Annotated in this window: 15 protein-coding genes; 5 read left to right on the top strand and 10 right to left on the bottom strand. The window is 39.6% G+C overall.

The genetic code is table 11. From position 1 onward, the window contains the following. The first annotated feature begins 27 nt into the window (after window positions 1–27). Both HMPREF9455_RS14385 and HMPREF9455_RS14380 read left to right on the top strand, forming a co-directional pair. Window positions 28–1,209 (top strand): MalY/PatB family protein, encoded by a 1,182-nt coding sequence (locus tag HMPREF9455_RS14385; RefSeq protein ID WP_006800449.1) that lies wholly within the window; start codon window positions 28–30, stop codon window positions 1,207–1,209. A 104-nt stretch (window positions 1,210–1,313) separates the two neighbouring features. After that, window positions 1,314–1,931 (top strand): FKBP-type peptidyl-prolyl cis-trans isomerase, encoded by a 618-nt coding sequence (locus tag HMPREF9455_RS14380; RefSeq protein ID WP_006800448.1) that lies wholly within the window; start codon window positions 1,314–1,316, stop codon window positions 1,929–1,931. An 82-nt stretch (window positions 1,932–2,013) separates the two neighbouring features. Here the strand turns inward: HMPREF9455_RS14380 and HMPREF9455_RS14375 are convergent, their stop codons facing one another. The 8 genes from HMPREF9455_RS14375 to HMPREF9455_RS14340 form a co-directional block, all read right to left on the bottom strand. Next, window positions 2,014–2,955, bottom strand: a complete 942-nt coding sequence (locus HMPREF9455_RS14375; RefSeq protein WP_006800446.1) for an aldo/keto reductase — start codon at window positions 2,953–2,955, stop codon at window positions 2,014–2,016. A 127-nt stretch (window positions 2,956–3,082) separates the two neighbouring features. Then, window positions 3,083–3,487 carry a GNAT family N-acetyltransferase gene (locus HMPREF9455_RS14370; protein WP_006800445.1) on the bottom strand — a complete coding sequence of 135 codons (405 nt, stop codon included), beginning with the start codon at window positions 3,485–3,487 and terminating at the stop codon, window positions 3,083–3,085. A 4-nt stretch (window positions 3,488–3,491) separates the two neighbouring features. After that, window positions 3,492–4,973, bottom strand: coding sequence for a DUF3943 domain-containing protein (locus HMPREF9455_RS14365; protein WP_006800444.1), 1,482 nt, complete (start codon window positions 4,971–4,973; stop codon window positions 3,492–3,494). Between the two features lie 753 nt (window positions 4,974–5,726). Further along, the gene (locus tag HMPREF9455_RS14360; RefSeq protein ID WP_044216377.1) at window positions 5,727–6,674 is read right to left on the bottom strand and encodes a glycoside hydrolase family 43 protein; all 948 of its coding nucleotides are present in this window, start codon (window positions 6,672–6,674) and stop codon (window positions 5,727–5,729) included. 195 nt (window positions 6,675–6,869) lie between these two features. After that, on the bottom strand, window positions 6,870–9,512 hold the full coding sequence (locus tag HMPREF9455_RS14355; RefSeq protein ID WP_006800442.1) for a TonB-dependent receptor: 2,643 nt from the start codon (window positions 9,510–9,512) through the stop codon (window positions 6,870–6,872). A gap of 21 nt (window positions 9,513–9,533) precedes the next feature. Then, complete coding sequence (locus tag HMPREF9455_RS20770; RefSeq protein ID WP_006800441.1) at window positions 9,534–10,424, bottom strand: GLPGLI family protein; 891 nt, start codon at window positions 10,422–10,424, stop codon at window positions 9,534–9,536. A gap of 148 nt (window positions 10,425–10,572) precedes the next feature. After that, window positions 10,573–11,553: a ketoacyl-ACP synthase III gene (locus tag HMPREF9455_RS14345; RefSeq protein ID WP_006800440.1), complete on the bottom strand. Its 981-nt coding sequence runs from the start codon at window positions 11,551–11,553 to the stop codon at window positions 10,573–10,575. A 34-nt stretch (window positions 11,554–11,587) separates the two neighbouring features. Next, the gene (locus tag HMPREF9455_RS14340; protein ID WP_006800439.1) at window positions 11,588–12,142 is read right to left on the bottom strand and encodes a TetR/AcrR family transcriptional regulator; all 555 of its coding nucleotides are present in this window, start codon (window positions 12,140–12,142) and stop codon (window positions 11,588–11,590) included. Between the two features lie 122 nt (window positions 12,143–12,264). Between HMPREF9455_RS14340 and HMPREF9455_RS21875 the strand changes: the two genes are divergently transcribed. Continuing rightward, a complete protein-coding gene (locus HMPREF9455_RS21875) occupies window positions 12,265–12,399 on the top strand; it encodes a hypothetical protein (RefSeq protein WP_260397867.1) in 135 nt (44 codons plus the stop codon). Window positions 12,400–12,481: 82 nt separating this feature from the next. Here HMPREF9455_RS21875 and HMPREF9455_RS14335 read toward each other — a convergent pair whose 3' ends face one another. Both HMPREF9455_RS14335 and HMPREF9455_RS14330 read right to left on the bottom strand, forming a co-directional pair. Next, the gene (locus HMPREF9455_RS14335) at window positions 12,482–12,715 is read right to left on the bottom strand and encodes a hypothetical protein (RefSeq protein ID WP_006800438.1); all 234 of its coding nucleotides are present in this window, start codon (window positions 12,713–12,715) and stop codon (window positions 12,482–12,484) included. 78 nt (window positions 12,716–12,793) lie between these two features. Continuing rightward, on the bottom strand, window positions 12,794–13,489 hold the full coding sequence (locus HMPREF9455_RS14330) for a LamG domain-containing protein (protein ID WP_006800437.1): 696 nt from the start codon (window positions 13,487–13,489) through the stop codon (window positions 12,794–12,796). A 162-nt stretch (window positions 13,490–13,651) separates the two neighbouring features. On the opposite strand from HMPREF9455_RS14330, the gene crcB reads away from it, so the two are divergent. Together crcB and HMPREF9455_RS14320 are read left to right on the top strand one after the other, a co-directional pair. After that, window positions 13,652–14,008, top strand: coding sequence for a fluoride efflux transporter CrcB (gene crcB / locus HMPREF9455_RS14325; protein WP_006800436.1), 357 nt, complete (start codon window positions 13,652–13,654; stop codon window positions 14,006–14,008). Between the two features lie 134 nt (window positions 14,009–14,142). After that, window positions 14,143–20,133: an alpha-2-macroglobulin family protein gene (locus HMPREF9455_RS14320; protein WP_006800435.1), complete on the top strand. Its 5,991-nt coding sequence runs from the start codon at window positions 14,143–14,145 to the stop codon at window positions 20,131–20,133. Window positions 20,134–20,141: the final 8 nt, after the last annotated feature.

Raw genomic sequence — 20,141 nt, 5'->3', positions numbered from 1 at the left:
CGGTTGCTAATTTAATATAACCGAATTGTGAAATATAATTTCGACCAGATAATCGACCGCAAAGGAACAAATGCCCTTAAAACTGACGCACTGGAGCCGCGCTATGGAAATCCTGATCTGATACCCCTATGGGTAGCCGATATGGACTTTTTGTCACCTCCGGCAGTTAGAGAGGCTATTATAGAGCGGGCAAAACATGGTATATTTGGATATACATGTCCATCTCAGGCATATTATGATTCTATAATCAACTGGGTGAACAAAAAACATGACTGGAAGATAGCACAGGAATGGTTAACATTCATTCCCGGTATTGTCAAAGGAATTGCTTTTGTTATCGACTGCTTTACAACCAAAGAGGATAAAGTGATCATTCAGCCGCCTGTTTATCACCCTTTTCGTATAATTCCCACATTGCACCACCGTCCGGTAGCGGATAACCCGTTGATATTGGAGTCCGGGCAATATAGAATGGATTTGGAGGGATTGAAAAAAATGATCGATCCGTCATGTAAGGTCCTTATTCTTTGCAATCCTCATAATCCCGGCGGACGGGTATGGACACGGCAGGAATTGTTTGATATAGCTGAAATCTGTTATGATAATAATATCCTTATTATCTCAGATGAGATTCATTCCGATTTGGCATTTACTCCATATAAACATATTCCTTTTGCCAGTGTGTCAGAAAAAGCTGCTCAAAACAGCATAACATTTATGGCACCAAGTAAGACATTCAATATAGCAGGTATAGTAAGTTCCTATTCTATTATACCAAATAAGGATCTACGGGACCGGTTCAATGCCTATCTTTCGAGCAGTGAACTCGAAGAAGGGCATATCTTTGCCTATATTGCCGCACAGGCTGTTTATGAACATGGCGATGAGTGGCTTGCAGAGGCTAAGGACTATATCTGGAAAAACATTACTTTTGTAGATGAATACCTGAAAGAGAATATACCTCAGATAAAGGTTATGTTGCCACAGGCTTCTTTCCTTGTCTGGCTCGATTGTAAAGGGCTCGGGCTTCGGCAAAAAGAATTGGTTTCGCTATTTGTAAAGGATGCCAAATTGGCACTTAACGATGGAACCATGTTCGGACAGGGAGGAGAAGGATATATGCGCCTAAATGTGGGCACACCTTTGGCTAATATCCGGAAAGCGTTGGATAATCTTAAAAAGGCGATAGATTCCAAACAAATAGGCTAAGAAAGTTGTTTTAAAGCGAAATCAGGCACGATTGTTGTCATCAAAGAATAAACAAAAGAGTCTCAACGGACTTTGGTTATTAATTAAACAAACAAATACTTAAAATGAAAATTTCAACAAATAAGTTTGTTTCTTTATCTTATGATCTGAATGTAGGTGAAGGTGAAGAACGTGAACTAATGGAAAGAGCTACAGCTGAGACTCCACTTGAATTTATCTACGGAACAAACTCGATGCTTGAGGCTTTTGAAAAGAACCTGGACGGATTGACAGAAGGCGATTCTTTCGATTTCGTACTTACTCCGGACGAAGCATACGGTGAATACGACGATGACGCATTGGTAGATTTACCCCGCCATATATTTGAGCAAGACGGCAAATTAAATGAGGAAGTGATCTTCGAAGGTAATATGGTACCGATGATGGACTCGAATGGTAACCGCCTGAACGGTTCTGTAGTAGAAGTTAAGGACGATGTTATCAAGATGGACTTCAACCACCCGTTAGCAGGTGAAACTTTGAACTTCTCGGGCAAGGTTCTTAATGTCAGAGAATCTTCTCCTGAAGAAATAGCGGCATTATTTGCTCCTCAGGGAGGTTGTGGATGTGGTTCCGGTTGTGGTTGCGGAGATGGCGAAGAAGACTCTTGCGGATGCGGTAGCCATGATGAGAAAGAAATGGCCGGCGGTTGCGGTTCAGGCTGTGGTTGTGGCGGACACTAAAATAAGATTTTGATTATATAGAAGAGGACAGGTCTGAAGGCCTGTCCTTTTTGTTTCTATATATGACCTTTGAATGTTTTTCTTATTCGCTGGCATTGCTCAGCCTGTCAACAGTCTCTTCATCTAATTTCAGATCAACAGCTTTCAGTATATCGAGCTGGGTAGCTTTGGAAACGCTGGCTATAGGTGCAGTAATAGATGGATGCGCTATAAGCCAGGCAAGAGCGACCTGGGCTGGTGTGGCATTTAACTGTTCCGCGACCAGAGTCAATGCATCCAGAATACGTCTTCCTCTATCGTTCATATACTCATTTACGGCATCGGATCTATTTCCTTTAACCTCTTCATCAAATTTGTATTTTCCTGTAAGAAAACCGCTAGCCAAAGAATAATAGCTGACTACACCCAGTCCGTATCTTTCTACTATGCGCTCGTACTCTGTTTCATACTTATATCTGTCATAGAGATTATACTCAGGTTGGAGGCAGATATATTCGGCATATCCGTTATCCTTACTTTTATGAATAGATTCTACAAGTCTTTCTGCACTCATATTCGAAGCCCCTATATAACGGACTTTACCATCTTTTATCAGCTGGGAATAAGCTTCCAGGGTTTCCTCCTGTGGAGTAAACAGGTCGTCGTAATGAGAAAAGTAGAGGTCTATATAATCTGTTTGCAGGCGTTGTAGAGAATCTTCTACCTGTCTTAATATATAATCTTTTTTCAAGCCTTTATTATCCGGAGAAAATGCGGCTCCTACTTTAGTAGCAATAATAAGGTCTTTTCTTTTTCCTGATTTCTTCAGCCAATTACCAATAATAGTTTCCGATTCTCCTCCTTCATTACCGGGCACCCATGCTGAATATACATTTGCCGTATCTATGAAATTAAACCCTGCATCGGTGTATGCATCAAGAATTTCAAATGATGCTTTCTCATTGGCTGTCCAGCCGAAAACATTTCCTCCCAAGCAGAAAGGGTAGACTTCCAGATCTGATTTTCCTATTTTTCTTTTTTCCATTTTAGTGTATAACTAGTTAATAATGATGTTAAAACAAATGGGGTGTAGGAAAAGTTTGATATTAGAATTAGTGTTAAGAATAATTTTATTCACATATTTGCTAATTTAAAATAAGCTAATTTTCAAATTAGAATTTTCGTTCCATAACTACATATTCATATCCGTTTTTTGAGAAGCGCTCATCCGTTTCCTCATATCCGAATTTCGAGTAAAAGCCGGTTGCATTTATACGGGCGTTGCACCATAGCCGGTTTAGCTTCATATCGTTGGCATAATCGATAAGCCACTGCATAAGGGCCGAGGCAAAGCCTTTACCCTGCATGTCGTTACGTGTCGCGAGTTTACGGAATTGTACGTCTCTTCCATGAAGGAAAATAGACATAACAGATACCAGTTCGTCCTTCTCGTACACTCCGATGTGTAAACCCCGGTCATCATCAGATAATTTTACGAATTCCGTATCTTTATCGGGATACATCACTTGTTGGCGCATGGTGAGCACATCATGGTATGGTACTTCGGTTATTATCATATTTTTAGAATTTATAGCTTAACAGTAAACGGCCTTCGGATGTTTTGGAGAAAACGTCTTCAAAGTACTTGTAATTCGTATCTCTGGTATAATTACTATATATCCCGGTCAGATAGAGATGATCGGTCATTTTCAGATCGGCTCTTAGAGTAAAAGCATGGAGTATTGCCTGCGACTTGTCACCCTGATAATCAAACTCGTGTACATTTATGTTTTCCCAGTCTACATTTTCCGGATAGCCTTTCCATGTAAACATACGATACATCTCGTAAGAGGTAGACACGCTTATTTTGTTTTTATAGGTAAGGCTTCCTCCTATTTTGGAGCTGAATCCGCTTGCCAGATTGTAATTTCGTTTGTCCACTACATAATGGTCGCTGAGTGTACCACCCAATAGGACAAGTGTGCCGTGCATAAAGGCTGTGAATCTTAAATCCTTCCATCGCTTATTTTCATATATGAATCCCGAACCTGCAGAAGCAGGAGTACAGAATTTATACGGGATTTTGCCCGATACATCGGATATCGTATCAGAGTCGTAATAATCGAAATGTTGATAAAATCCGAAGCTAAGAAAGTCTTTTTCATTATCGATCACTTCTGTTACATAAAGGCGTCCCAGGATGTTCAATTGGCTGAGCAGCGGTTGTGAGCCCTGAACATTCAGGTTGCTACGGAACGAGAAGTAGTCGTAAGGCTTTTCGTTTTCTGTAGCGAAACGGTCACCATATTCGATATTGATATCGACGGCAGCACCGACCCCTTTGTCCAGTATTTCACCTTTCAGCTCAAGTATACGTACGCCCGAAGCTATTTCTACAGATACATCAGGTATCCCGAATTGCTTACCTGTGGTGGCACGCCTACGCCAAGCATCACCATTCAGTACACGGGTAAGGCCTCGTGTAGGTGCTATAATGAACCCTGCTAATTCGCGTCCGAAACGGTTCATGCCATCCCTCCTGTCGTCGAGAACCAGATCGGATGTACGGTAAAATACTTCACCTAAGGCAAGTCCTCCGATAGGTGTGGCTATAATATCATTAACCGATGGATATTCATTTTCCATGAACAACTCCCACATAGCGCTTCCCCCAAGGGCAAAGGCTCCAGACTCCCAGAAGTTATATCCCCGCGAACGGGCCGAATTGAAGTAAAGATTGCCATGGTAGGGGTGGAGAAACATATTATTGCCCATATCATCATTATCCCATACCCACTTATGCTTGATGTTTTTTCTGATGGTATGGATATCGATATACGCATAGTCCTGTTTGGCGACATATCTGTTAAAAGCCCATAAACCCATATTGAATGAAAATATCTGGGTCGCAGCTCCAAGCCCTTTCTTTTTGGAATAGAAAGCGATATCTATAGAGTCGGCAGGTTGGGCAGGAACTACTGTTTTGTGTATGGCAAACTGGGAATATACGGATATTGCAGTGATAATGAATATACCGGAGGTTGTGAGAAGTCTTTTATACATAAATGTATGTCTGATATTTAAATCATTTTAAGAATGCAAAGATAAGATAATTAAAGATTCAACAATAATAATGTTAAAAAGTTTAGTAAATGGAGTGTAAAGTAGTAACTTCTTTTCTCTGTAGGAAAAGTAACGGAAATCAATTAATAATTAAAAATGAAAAATTAATAATTTGTTTGTCATAATGAGCGAAGCGAAGCGTTTCTTCCCTAAAAAGTTTCTCTCGTAAAGACGAAAACTCTAACTCATTACTTATTATATAATTTACATTAATTAACTATATTTCGTTAAAACCTGACACATCTGACACTTTTTTCATTATTTTATCTTGCATTTTTTACATTCGCTAACTATATATAGTTAAAAGGTAACAAAGGTAACACGAAAAACAATTAATAATTAAGAATGAAAAATTAATAATTATCTTGTCATACTGAGCCAAGCGAAGTATTCTGTTAACAAAAAACTCCGTGTTACTCCTTTTACTTCGTGGTTAAAAACTCAACAAAGACACTAAGGAGCAAAAAGGTAACAAAAGTTACAACTTTTACTCATTTTTTATTTATCGATTTTTCAGGAGGTCAATACACTAAAGGATTATTTCAAAGAGCGCAGAACCTATAATATTTATAATTATAAGTTCTGCCATATAGATAATTATTATTTAATCTGTTTATATATTTTCAGATATTAATTTTATACTATGTACTGATATTTTAATATAGCTTTTCTTTGGAAAAAAATTAATCAGGATTAAGGAATATACTGCCTGCCTACAACCAGATTGTCACCCGTAATATCCACTTCAAACAAATGAGGTACACGGTGGTAGTGTCTATCCTGCATCTCTTTGTGGCTGTGTACAGACATCAATAGCTTACCGTCGAGTGTGCGAAAGAGCATACCATGCCCGAAATTGGGAGGTGTGATCGGTTCCGGTTCGTGTATCCACGGGCCATCGAGGGTTCCACTTTCTGAGTAAACAACCCCTTGCGTATATACATCATATATCCAGCTTGTCCAGATCATACCCAATCGTCCGGTACCTGTTTCGAACAGATAGGGACCATCTGTGACCTTATTGCGGCGGTCGTTCCCATCCTTATCTTTCTCTCTGCTCCAAGGTGAGTCGCTGGCACGAAAAAGCAGTTTGCCTTCACCCACAGAGCCGCTCAAATCGGGTTTGAGTTCTATTTTTTCCATTGTCCCATTCTGGTTTTGCAGCCATTCGTAACAATATATCATATAAGGCTTACCATCCTTGTCTACCCAGAAGGTACCGTCTAATGTAGGCATGTGCGCAGGCAGGTATGTTTTATCCTGCATCGGGACATAAGGGCCGTCAGGCTTGTCGCTGACCAATACATGTGAAGCCCTGCGTTCGATTATATTTCCCGCTACAGTGTCTATTTTTACGGCACGGTTGGTAAAAGTGGCAAAATAATAGAACTTATCTTTATAGGCATGGATCTCCGCCGCCCAGATCATAGGCCGTGGTCCCATCCATGAGTCCGGATCGGTTTGCGCTACCGTGTAAGGGCCATCCCAGAGCCTCAGGTCTTTACTCTTCCAAAGCTTGCCTCCGGTTCCGGTCATATAATACATAGCTGTAGCCGGATCGGCTAAAATACACGGGTCACTCAATACAATCGAGTCCAGAGGAATATTCGTGCGGATCTTTTCCTGACTATAAGAAGTCATCGTAAACGAAGAGAGAAATAAGCACACCAAAAGAATCAGTCTTGTTCTATTCATAATACAATTTTTTTTACGATAAATGTAGGGATTAATGAAGGAACAAGAGTCGAATAATCATTCAATTTTAGTCGTTTATTATTCAACAACGAAAAGTTAAACAGACTCTAAAATATGGAATAAAGCTATTCATTGAATAATCTATTTCAGTTTGAACCGCACTTTCAACAATACTTCTGCCGGACGTAAATTGTAAGAATAATAATATCTGCTCACATCACTGTATGATGTGGATATATATTGTCCGGAATTGAAAATATTGGTGCAATCGAGGATTATTTCAGCTTTTTTCCATTTATATTTTGCCCCTATATCGCCGAATGACATAGATCTGCTGCCCGAAGTAATTGTATTATTATAGAAATTTTCATATCTCAGGTTTATTACCAGCCCTTTCAGCGGGAAAATATTCAATTGCGCATTTTGTGATGTTATGCGTATAGGGTCGAAGCTTCTGCTACTATCTTTTATCCTGCTCTGGCTTTGCGTATACCTTATTGAATATTCGAAACTTACACTCGAACTAAACTTTGTCAGGAAGCGAGGCGAGACCGAAAAGCTTTGACTGGAATAATCTATAAGTTCTCCCTGATTTATTTGTGAAGACTGGCTGTTGTTGTAGCCACCGCCTATAAAAACAGTAGTGTTTATGGATTCAATTTCTTTGCTGCCGTGCACACTTGCATTTATTCCGCTTGTTGTATTCGGCATATCTATGGTCGATTGCAGTTTTAATATGCCACTGTAATAATAGTCGTAGAGCAGATTGACCTTATTCCGGTAATATGATATATTTGCCATCCCAAACAAGGTTGTTATCGGATTCCTGTAATTTAGCACAAGGCTGTAATTCTGGGATTGTTGTCTGAATAATTCCCCGTCGTTGCGCAATAAGTTCCGGTATGAAGACATAATATATCCTGTGTACATATTATTAAGGCTTCCCGTCGAATTGCTATAACCGGCATTCAGATAGCTATCCCAATAAGCCGATAATTTGTAACTGGCAAACAGAGAGGGATTGAAAAACAAATAGCCCTTATTCTCTTTTTTATCCGATACATTGTTGTCCGTGTCCAATATTGTATAACTGAGCGGTAACGACAATGATATGTTCAGTTTATATCCTTTTGAATATGTATAATTGGGTGAGAATTTCCATACAAACTTATTTTGCTTTATGTCATTTCTAAGAGTGTCGGGCAAATTACCGGATCCACTTTTTGTATCGGCTTGTAATGCCGATTTGAGCTGCTGTAAGTCCGCGTCGAATCCGAATGTATAATTCTGTTTTATAGTACCCTTGCCGAGCCCCCATGTAACTCTGTTGTATGAAGCGAAGTCGTTCCGTTCGGCCTCTTGCACCATGGCTTCCGGCGAAGGCACAGGGTCGAACAATTGCTGATACAATACAGGCTGTACACGTAATGTCTGAGTCGAAGTATTGTACCCGTTGAAGGAATAGAAAGTCCATGTATGTTTTTCGTTCGTTTTTACCAGGTTGAACGTATTACTGATGCCATAGCTTGGCTTTTTCAAGCGCTGATAAACGCTATCCGTGGAAATGGCATCGCCCCGCTCCCTGTCCCATATTCCTTCGAATTTCAGCAGGTTGTTGAAATAATATTTTTCTTTGTTGGCATTCAACTGTATATCAGCCCCCATTCTTTCTTTTCTCAATCTCGAATTTAGCAGTTCTTCTATCTTTATTGTTTCGTCGTTTGGCAGGTAGTTTTCTGTATATGCATAGCTGCTCTTTTGCTGGTAATCGTTTAGGTAGTTGACATTTGCAGTCAGTTGGTAATCCGTTTTCAGACTCCACAGATTATTAAATGAAGCCATATTCGCCTGATTGTCCAGATATCGCTTCTCACTGATCGATGGGGAAGACGGGGCCTGTACATTCAGCAGGCTGCTACTTTTCATTCGTGAAGCGTCGCCCGAATAGAACGAATTCAGCTCCCGCCCGGCATCATCGCCGGAGTTATTACCTTTATAGGTAGTTATATTCTGCAATTTTTTTGCAATATACATTCCTGTCAACTCATTGTTCCAAAGCAGGGGTGCGGCGCCTACACCTGCCTGTGCATTTGCGATAAGAGTGCCTTTGGCTGAATCTTTCAACTTGAGGTTTATAGCGGCATCTTCTGAAAATTCGCGGTCTTTCAGTGCCTTCACCGGTTGGTGGTTTTCCATTACCTGTACAGTGGATACATCTTTGGCTTCTATATTGTTTGTGGCTATGCCGTAACGGCCCTGTAATAAATCCGCATTTTCGATATAAAATTTATTTATTGGCCTGTCTTGGTAAAGTATTGCTCCGTCGTCTTTAACCTGTATGCCGGGCATTTTTTTCAATACATCACCTATTGTACGGTCATTGGCGTCGCTGAAACTTTCCACCATATAATTCAACGTATCTCCCGCCTGCCTTATTTTCGGCGGCTTTATCTTCACTTCATTCAAAACGATAGACTCCTGTATAATGGAAAAGTTTACATCCTGACTCCGGTTACTAACTGTTTTAGATTGTTTGCCGATATTAAAGCCCGAAACAATGATAACAATACTGTCACTCTTACCCTTATACTCTATCTTATATTTTCCGGTCTCATCAGTCAATACATAGCCGAGCATCAGGGAGCGCCCCTTTTCCTGTAAAGTAACATTGATATCCGGTACAGGGTTATTGCCCTCATCAAGTACAATCCCTTTGATGACGGTTTGCGCATGTGTGAAACCGGATATAAGGATAAAGAGAGTGAGGAGATATTTTTTCATCATTTATATTTATGGACTTGGAGTTTAATCAATTTCTAAGGACAGGTATTCTTTATTATTCTTTTTCTGTACCATTATTACATTCCCTCCGTTAACATTTACGGCAGTACCTCCCGATTGTTTTTTCTTTAATTTTTCGAGATCTTTTATACTGGCTTTCATATAATCTTCCTGAGCCATAGTAATATCAACCGGATTATCAAGATTTTCCAAGCCTATAATCTCAAATGAAAACAGGTTTTCCGAATCTGATACTTTCATTATCAATCCCGGTAATCCATAAAACTTCCACGGTCCGTCATTTACCGGAATATCAGGTGAGAACCATGCTTCATAATTCCGTCCGCGAAATTCCGTATTCGCTTTCTGGCAGATATAGCCTAGTATGGTCAGTGTATCGGCCGAGATATTCCATCGCTGTGCAGGGATAGTTTCGGTGCATTTGTATTTTTGGGGAGCATTATCTGCCCTGTCAATTGTAATTATTTCTCCCGTCGGGCGTTTTTTGAATAATTGAGCGGTCTCCCCTTTTGTCGTAGAATCGAAAGTTGTTCCACCTTTGTTATCCAACACGGACATGTCTCCGTCTTTCATCACTGATATGCTTTGTATTGTAGATGGATTTAACTTATTGCTCATAAAGTCGCCAAATAGAGAATCCCGTTTCATACGCGCAGCATCATAATACCGGGAAACTTTCTGGCCGATATCCAGAGTCATCGTATCTGTTTGCTGACGAGTCTCCTTATCTGCTGTGACGGGTTGAGTGAATTTGTAATAACAGCGGATTGTAGCAGCATCGAGTTTTTCCTGTTTTATGTCTCCTTTATCTATTTTCCGGACAGATATTACCTGTTGTGAACATACAGTTGCTGAAAGGACTGATGATACTAATAATAAGATTGTCTTTTTCATATTGCGATATTAATTTAGTTATACCACAAATGTAGTCTAAAAAATTAGACATAAAAATATTTTGTCTATTTTTTTAGACAAAAGAGGAAGAATAAAAAAGAGGAAATAAAACTGAATGCATTTCCTCTTGTGAATCAAATAGATATCCTTATTTTTTTTCAATCTTATTTTGCAGGCATATTCCGGCACAGGTCAATCCTCCACCAAAGCCGATCAGCAATAAGTTGTCATCCAGCTTTACCTTACCCGATTCTATGCCGTTATACCAGGCGATAGGAATGGATGCGGCCGAAGTATTTCCATAGTTTCTGATACTTTCCAGACACTTATCCATAGGGACATTCAAGCCAGAACATACCGATTCGAGTATCCGGATATTTGCACTGTGCGGTATAAGCCAGTCTATATCCTCCAGTTTCAGGTGGTTCCTGGATGTCAGTTCTTGTATTTTTCCGACTAAAGTACTTACCGCCCATTTGAAAACAACTTTGCCATTTTGGTGCAAGTTGCGGTCGGGAATAACAGGCTCTCCGTTTATCGGTACATTCTGATGCGCGAGATACAGGTCTTTCCCATGCGAGCCATCTGTTTCGGTCAGTGCATCGAATATATGGTTTTCGCCACTGGCTTCTACTATAACAGCCCCTGCACCGTCTCCGAACAGTATACAGGAAGTCCGGTCGGTAAAATCGGTGATTTTCGAAAGTGTTTCCGCACCTATTACCAGTACCTTCTTGTGTGTGCCCGCGGCTATCAGCCCTTTGGCGAGAATAATGCCGTATACGAACCCTGCGCATGCAGCATAAACATCTATACATCCCGCATTCGGAATATTCAAACGGGTTTGCACCTGACTTGCCATGTTGGGCATAACCTGTTCACCACTCGTGGTAGCCACAATGATAAAATCAATGTCGGATAAATCCTTATTGTATTTGGACGCAAGGTTTTGCACTGCTTTTACACACAGGTCGCTGGTATATTCGTTCTCTGCAGCATAAAATCGCTGGCTGATACCTGTGCGGGTGGTTATCCATTCGTCAGTAGTATCTATTATACTTTCAAAATAATGGTTGTCTATCGGTTTTTCAGGGACATAAATCCCTATTGAATTAATGATTGCATTCATTTGTTATACGCTAATTATAATAATTTACAAAAAATTATAGTCTGGTTTTGATATTATCAGTTACTTTCCTCAGAACATCTTTATCATCGTAGAGCCTCATCAGCATGATTCCTCCCTGCAATTTAGCAACATCCTCGTTTGCCATATCTTTTGCCAGCTCTTCTTCATAAGCGGTCAGATACAGATGTATCAGAGTTTCCCTCCATTTATTGAAATAGGTGCATAGTACAGGCTTAAAAAACGATTCCCTCCCAACAGTTTCGAGAAGTGTATTTCCCATCAGGCACCCGTACTTATTTTTTGTATGAATTTTCAGCACGTTATCGAGTATTGCATGTAAGCGTGCAGAAGGTTCCATATCTTTTTTATATGCTATATCGAATACAAACTTCTGTATTTGATCACTCGCATAAATGAGGACCTGATTCATTAAATCTTTCTTATCCTTAAAATAATAGTAAAAATGAGGTTTTTCTATATTACAGGCCTTTGCCAGACTGGACAATGTGGTGTGGAAGTATCCCGTTTTAATGAATACCAGCATCGATTTTTTTATCAGCTCTTCTTTGTTTGTTTGAATTTTTGGCATATGCAAATATATGCATTTTTATTTAACGGTGGTTAAATAAAATCCCCGATTTTTATTTAAAAACTGGGGGATATATGAGAGGAGGTTATAAGTAGCTAATTTAAAGATAGATCAGCAACTGGATGGAACCGAACAGGGCCGATGCGGTATCACTATTATTGGCTTCATCAAAAGGAGTAATAGCTAATTCGGCTGTTGTCGGGAATAATCTGCCGATAGCGAAGATATACAGGAATAAGACTACAAGTATTGCATAGATTTTTCCAGTACCATCTTTGTATTGTTGTCTAATGAAATAAAGGTATTGGGAAAATACCTGTTCAGGTAGTCGGAATTTAGTTATTGGCTTATATTATAAAAGATATCATTATGTATAGTGAACAGGTAGCCTTCTTTGCCTTCCACATCCAGTTTATCTATCTGTCCGGGAAAGATAAGCACAATCTGGTCTTCTTTTATCTTATATTCATTGAAGTCCAGAAAGTAAATATTATCACCGTCCGCTTTGGTAAACCATAGCAACTGATAGAAATCGTAGCGCTGATAATTTTCAAATATAGTATCGTCACCCATATCCTGCAATCGGAATGTTTTGATGAAGGGTTTCCATTTTTAACTGATTGATTAATAAATGTTTATTCTTTTTACGTGTCACTTTTCGTTATAGATGAGCCTAACTTCTTCTTCCGACAGTACACGGTTATATAACCTCAAATTATCCATGCACCCTTCGAAATATTCGTCTCGGGCATACTGTCCCTGGCTCATACCTATAATCAATGGAAGGGTATTTTGTCCGAAATAGTTCAGGGGAGCTTTCGATGTTTTCTTCAATTCGCCATTTATATAATACTGGAATTTACCTTTCCCGCAAACAAAAGCTATATGTACCCATTCGTTAACAGGAATACGGTCAAAATAATTAGCGCCGAAGTTTGTCATTCCGAAACGTAATCCGGTACCCTCATTCGTATATGAGTTATAAGTATCGAACATATAACCGTCTATACCTCCTGCGGTATTTTTATCTATTATACGCATACCCCCATATTTATATCTGTCCATTTTTATCCAAATGGCAATACTTATCGCTTTTTTAATATTCAGGGATTTCGAATGCGGTATTTTTATTAGGGCATCACCACCGAATTGGTAGGCCGAGTTCTCATTTCCTAAACGGTCTTTGGCTGGGATTACGCCTTCGGCTATTCCGTTGTTTTTATATTTACTCATATCCAGGGCATTTCCATCCATCGGAAAATGTGCAACCAGTCCCTTTCTCAGATTTTGTGCATATATTCCGGATGTAAAAATAATACAGATAAATAAAAACAGATATTTTTTCATAGTAATGATCAGTTTGAGTATAAAAGATTAGTCAGTAAAGTTAATAGAATTTGATATTGCCTGAAACGATCTTGAACATAAAATGTTATAAATAGCAGATCCTGTTAAATGTATTTTTAACAGCTTATCTATTATTTAAAAATAAACATGTAAATTTGAACTATGTTAAAGCAGATTCTTTTAGTCAGTGTAGGAGGAGCAGTAGGCAGCGTTATGCGTTTCCTTGCCTCAGTACTGGTAACGCGATCAGAACCGTTCCCGTTTCCTGTCGGGACATTTGCAGTCAATATTCTGGGCTGCTTTTGTATCGGGTTATTCGCAAACCTTTTACCTTCCAATAATCTCCGGTTTCTGCTTATAACAGGATTTTGCGGAGGCTTTACAACTTTTTCCACATTTGCCAGCGAAACTTTAACGCTGGCTAACAACAACCAGATGACGCTGGCATTTGTTTATACCTTATCCAGTTGTGTATTGGGCATCGGTGCCGTATGGTTGGGCATGTATGTTAGTAAATGATAAGATGTAAGTGATGAGTTGAAAGTATATAACTCATGATTTACACTCATAACTAATTTTAACGCTTTTCCTTGTGAATAATACACCTAAAATCCGTCTATAATATATTGAGAGAAAATACAAAACGTAATAATATGAAGAAGCAATTATTGATTAGTCTGTTCTTTTTATTGAGCATCAGCATGATAGCACAAATATCAAATAAGAAATATGAAAATGAGTGGAAACAAGTAGAAGATTATGAGCAACAAAGTCTTCCACAATCAGCAGCAAAATCTGTAGATGAAATTCTGCAAAAGGCTATTTCTGATAAGAATACTACTCAAGTGATCAAAGCCCTGATCTATAAAAATAAATATAAGAAACAAATAGACAGGAACGATAGTGAGGCCATCTTCACAGACTTACAGGCTTTATTGGCTCAGACTACCAATGCCGACGAAAAAGCTTTGTTGCATTCTATGTTAGCTGAGTTATATTCCGATTATTATAACAGCAACCAGTGGCAGATAAACCAGCGAACCAATCTACAGGATGTTGTCCCTGAAGATATGAAAGAGTGGAGTAGTAATATCTTTATGAATAAGATTATCGCGAACCTGGATTTATCGGTGAAAGATATTATGGCGCTTAAACAATCCACAACCAAGGCTTATGACGATATAATACTATTAGGTACCGACGGTCAGAAATACTATCCTACTCTGTACGACTTCCTGATGGAACGCGCTATTCAGATAGCTAAGGGTATTGAGGCGATGGGTTACCGGGAATATGATGTAACGCTTACGGGGGCAAGTCTGGAGCAACTGGCAGCCCCGGCGGATGAATATATCAAACTCAATATTAGCGCCGGAGCGGATAAGCGGCAAGTCATCTATCTGTATTATCAGCAATATATGAAAGATTTGTTGAGTCGTAATATGATACCGACACTTGTTTTCACCGAGATTGATAAAGCAAACTATCTTAGCCGGAATTCCCGCACATTGTCCGGTGATAAAGTATTAGATATTTTCATCGCATTGGAAAAGAAATATGAGAACAGTGAAGCATCTACTGAAATTATAAACAAGATAGTAGATTCATATCCAAATATGCAAATACTCGATTTGCAGTCAGCTGATATAAACGAAAAGATTTACACATGGATAAAGAAAGGAATAGATAAATATCCGGCATCATACGGGGCAAAAGTGCTTCAAGCCAGATTAAATGAAATGGAATATCCGTCTCTCACAATAAAAGGAAATCAGTTACAGTATCCGAAACAACCGTTTCAGCTGACATTGATACATAAGAATTTACAAGCTTTGGCGGAAAAGCCGGACTTCAAATTATATAAGGTAGAAAACGGAAAGTATAATCCGGTGAAAGATCTTCAATTGAATTTGATTTCAAAAGTTGCCTATCAGCAGGATACATTGTCTGTAGATTTAGGTGTTTTACCTGTCGGAAAATATTCTTTTAGTAGTCGTTCGAAAGATAGTTTGGAAAATGATAATGCGAATGATAACTTAAATTTACAAATCAATAATACATTCGATTTTACCGTATCTTCTTTAATCGCCTTATCCCGTAACAGCGCTAAAGATGAATACGAAATACTTGTAGTAGACCGAATCACAGGCAAGCCTGTAAAAGATGCCACAGTTAAAATATATACCTATGAATATCCCAATAGTAAAACTGCTCAGAAGTTAATAACAATACTTAAAACAGATGCTTTGGGGCTTGCCGTTTACAATGATAAGACGATCAGTACAGATCAGTACCGTTATAATATAGCTACATATAAGGTTGAATTAGGAGCTGATTCCTGCTTGCGGGCAGAAACCCTATCAGCTCAGAATTACAGATGGAACCAGATTCTGCAAGACGGAGATGAAGAGGCCATCAGTATATTTACGGACAGGAATATTTACCGTCCGGGGCAGACTGTTTATTTCAAAGCTATAGCCATAGATAATGGTTCTAAATTGCTGGCAAACGAAGAATACACCGTAGAACTATACAATGCAAACGGTGAATCTATTGCTGAAAAGGAAATAATAACAAATGAATTCGGCTCTATATCCGGCGAATTTATTTTGCCTCAAACAGGCCTTTTGGGAGGATATCATATCGAGATAGATGATGCTTCTGCCTATTTTAATGTAGAAGAATACAAACGCCCTACCTTTGAAATCACCTTCGACAAAGTAGATAAAACTTATACATTCGGGGAAGAGGTAACGCTGAAAGGTTATGCCAAAAACTTCTCTGGCATCAGTTTACAGGGCGCCGATGTGAAATACAATATAAGCCGTGAGCAATTTAGCTTTTGGTATTGGCGTTCAGGTAACACCACACCTTTTACCGATGGCACGGTGAAAACAAATGATGACGGTTCGTTCGAAATTACATTTACCCCCGAAGCCGGAGACGGTAACAGGGCGCTTCTGCGTTCTATCAATGACAAGCAGATATATACATTCAACATTACAGCTACAGTTACGGATGTGAACGGCGAAACACAGTCGAACACTTATACCCTGACAGTTGGGAATGTGTCTATGGTTATCAATATTGATATACCGCAACAGATGGAGAAAGCGAGTGATTACGAGCTCAAAATCGCTGCCCGTAATTTGCAGGCGCAGGATATAGAAGCTTCGGGGACTTATGAAATATATGCGCTGGATGACAACGATTCGATACTGATACAAGGCAATGTATTGTCCGGCTCATTCAAAACGGGAGAGCAAACCGAACTGAAAGCCAGATTGAAATCATTGGCGTCGGGTAAATATCAGTTACAGGTGAAAGCATTAGATAGCAAAAGCAATGAAGTGGGTGAAAAGCAGAATTTCGTACTTTATTCTTATGCTGATAAGAAACCGCCTGTAAAGACAAATGAATGGCTGGTAACAAAGAATCTGTTATTTGAGAAAGACAAGCCGGCCGAAGTGATATTCGGTTCATCGGAAAAAGATTCATATATCCTTTATCAGTTGTATAATAATAAGAAGGTATTTGAAAAACGTTTCGTAAAGCTCAGCGATGCGAACCAGACATTCACCGTGCCTTACAAAGATGAGTATGGTGATGAACTGAAAATGACATTCACATCCGTGAGGGATGGTAAACTTTATAACAAAGAGGCTTCATTATACAAGAAAACAGATTTGCCGGATACGCAGTTGAACATTAAATTGGAAGTATTCCGCGATAAGCTTCGTCCGGGACAGGCCGAAACATGGACTATAAGCGTGAAGGATACAACAAGCCAACCTATTTTGGCTGAATTGATCGCTTCGATGTACGATACTTCTCTGGATAAGCTATATCCATATACGGCATGGTCGTTTAATCGTCCCTACATAAGCAGGGAATATGTAACGCCTGTAAGTTACAGTTTCCCAGGGTATAGTAACGATTATACCCGATGGTTCAATTTCTATTATAAGGCTCAATATGATACATCGATTCCTGAAAGGACAAAAGATATTATCAACTGGTTTGATTATATATATTCATACGGACGGAAGAATGCATTGGGGGATATACCTCGGCAATATTTAAATTATTCTGATGATGGAGTTGTTGTTACTGCATATGCTATACAAGAGAAAAAGCTGATGACCGGTTCGGTTTCTAGAGTGAGGGCTAAAAATGGAATAATGATTAGAGGCGTAGCATCTGTTGCTGCACCACAGGGAATGCTTAACGAATCTGTTGTCCTCGCCGATTCGGCAGGAGGCGTAGAAGATCTGTTAGATATTGGCTTTAAAAAGGATACTGATACTCCAACTCCTCAAATCCGCCAGAACTTCAATGAAACAGCATTCTTCTTCCCTCAGTTGAGGACTAACGAAAAGGGAGAGACTCTTATATCGTTCACTGTGCCCGAAAGCAATACTACATGGCGATTTAGGGCATTGGCTCACGATAAAGATGCACGTGTAGGTACATTAGAGCAGATGGTGGTTACCCGTAAAGAACTAATGGTGACGCCTAATATGCCGCGCTTTGTTCGTCAGGGAGATAAGACAAGTATTTCCACTAAGATTTCAAATCTTTCGGATAAAACTTTATCCGGAGATGTATATATCGAATTCTTTGACCCTGCAACTGATAAAGTAATTGATTTAGGCCTTAAAAGCCAAAAACAAACATTCTCCCTAGAGAAAGATGCCTCTACATCAGTTAACTGGATATTCGATGTTCCTGCCGGTATAGAATTAATCGGTTGTCGTATTGTGGCGCAGAACGAATCGTTCAGTGACGGTGAGCAGCATGTATTGGCTGTATTATCCAATCGTATGCTGGTAACCGAAAGCATGCCGATAGATATGACGAAGCAGGGTACAAGTACGTTCACATTCGATAAACTATATAACAATACATCAAACACAGCGAGCAACTATCGCCTGACATTGGAATACGCATCCAATCCGGCATGGTATGCGGTACAGGCATTGCCTGCTATGAGCAATCCGTCGAATGAAAACGCCGTGAACTGGTTTGCGAGTTATTATGTGAATACATTGGGATCTTCAATCGTTCGCCAGTATCCGAAAGTAGCTTCTATGATACAAGCTTGGCAAAAACAGGGAGCAGATAAGCAAACGCTCGTTTCCAAACTTCAAAAAGATGAAGAACTGAAAGCCGTTCTATTGGAAGAAACCCCTTGGGTACTTGATGCCAAAGACGAAACAGAGCAAATGCAACGCTTATCATTATTATTCGATCTGAATAATACTAAACAACAAACCGATGCGGCCACAAGGAAATTAGCAGAACTAATTACAAATGACGGAGGCTGGTCGTGGTACAAAGGACTTTATCCGAGCCGTTCGGTAACTCAGTATATACTTTACGGATATGCTAATTTGCAAAAAACAGGACAGGTGGAGTATCCGCAGGAGATAAAAGAAATGCAAATTAAGGCACTGAAATATATTGATAATCAGATTGCGGAAGATTTCAAAAACCTGAAAAAGTATAATAAAGACTGGGAAAAGGTTACGACTATTTCTACCAATCAGCTCGAATTTGCTTATGTACGCTCATTCTATCGTGATATACCTATTTCGCAGGAAGCACGTGTTGCCGAACGTTTCTATACAGACGTGGCAACTAAGAACTGGACTAAATTGAACATGTATGAACGTTCTATCCTGTCTGTTGTGCTGAAACAAAACGGAGAAAAAGAGCAGGCAAATAAGGTTGTAAAATCCATTAAAGAACATGCGGTTAAAAACGTCAAACTAGGTATGCACTGGCCAAACAACCGCAGCAATGTATTTATGTCTCTCTCCGCCATCAGTGTACATACGTTCCTGATGGACGCTTTGGAACAAAACGGCACATCTAAAGAGGAAATGGATATGATGAAACGTTGGCTACTGAATCAGAAGCGTACACAGGTATGGGAATCTACTCATGCGTCTATTGATGCCATTAGTGCCTTGTTAAGCTCAGGTACGGACTGGTTTGCAACAGAACCCGCTCCAACATCAATTAAGGTAGGAAGCCAGACTGTGCAACCGGAGAATAAAGAACTGGGAACAGGCTATTTCAAACAAACATGGAATAAGTCGGAAATAACAAATGATATGGGGAAAGTGGAAGTAACGACCTCCACCTCTCAACCTGCTTATGGCGCTATGTACTGGCAGTATTACGAAAATCTGGACAAGATAACAGTACAAAAAGGCGATTTGAATGTAAGTAAGGAGTTATTTAAAGAAAATGTATCGGTAGCAGGAAAAGGTTTGACCCTGATAACTGAGTCGAATCCGCTGACAGTCGGCGATAAAGTGATTGTCCGTCTTACAGTACGCACCGACCGGGATATGGATTTCGTTCAACTGAAAGATATGCGTGCGCCGTGTTTCGAACCGCAGCAGACTATTTCGGGTACAAGATGGGCAGGCGGTCTGATATACTATCAGATGGCGAAAGACGCATCCACTAATTTCTACTTCGACCATCTGCCTAAAGGCACTTATGTATTGGAATATCCTGTGTATGTAAATCGTACAGGGGAATATGCAAATGGAATCACCACGATTCAATGTATGTATGCACCGGAATTTGTATCGCATACGCAGGGAATAAAGGTGACGGTGAAAGAATAGTGATATTG

This window comes from Dysgonomonas gadei ATCC BAA-286 (assembly GCF_000213555.1).
Lineage (GTDB): Bacteria > Bacteroidota > Bacteroidia > Bacteroidales > Dysgonomonadaceae > Dysgonomonas > Dysgonomonas gadei.
The sequence above is the reverse complement of the archived record's forward strand: the minus strand, read 5'-3'. Positions and strand labels throughout refer to the sequence as shown.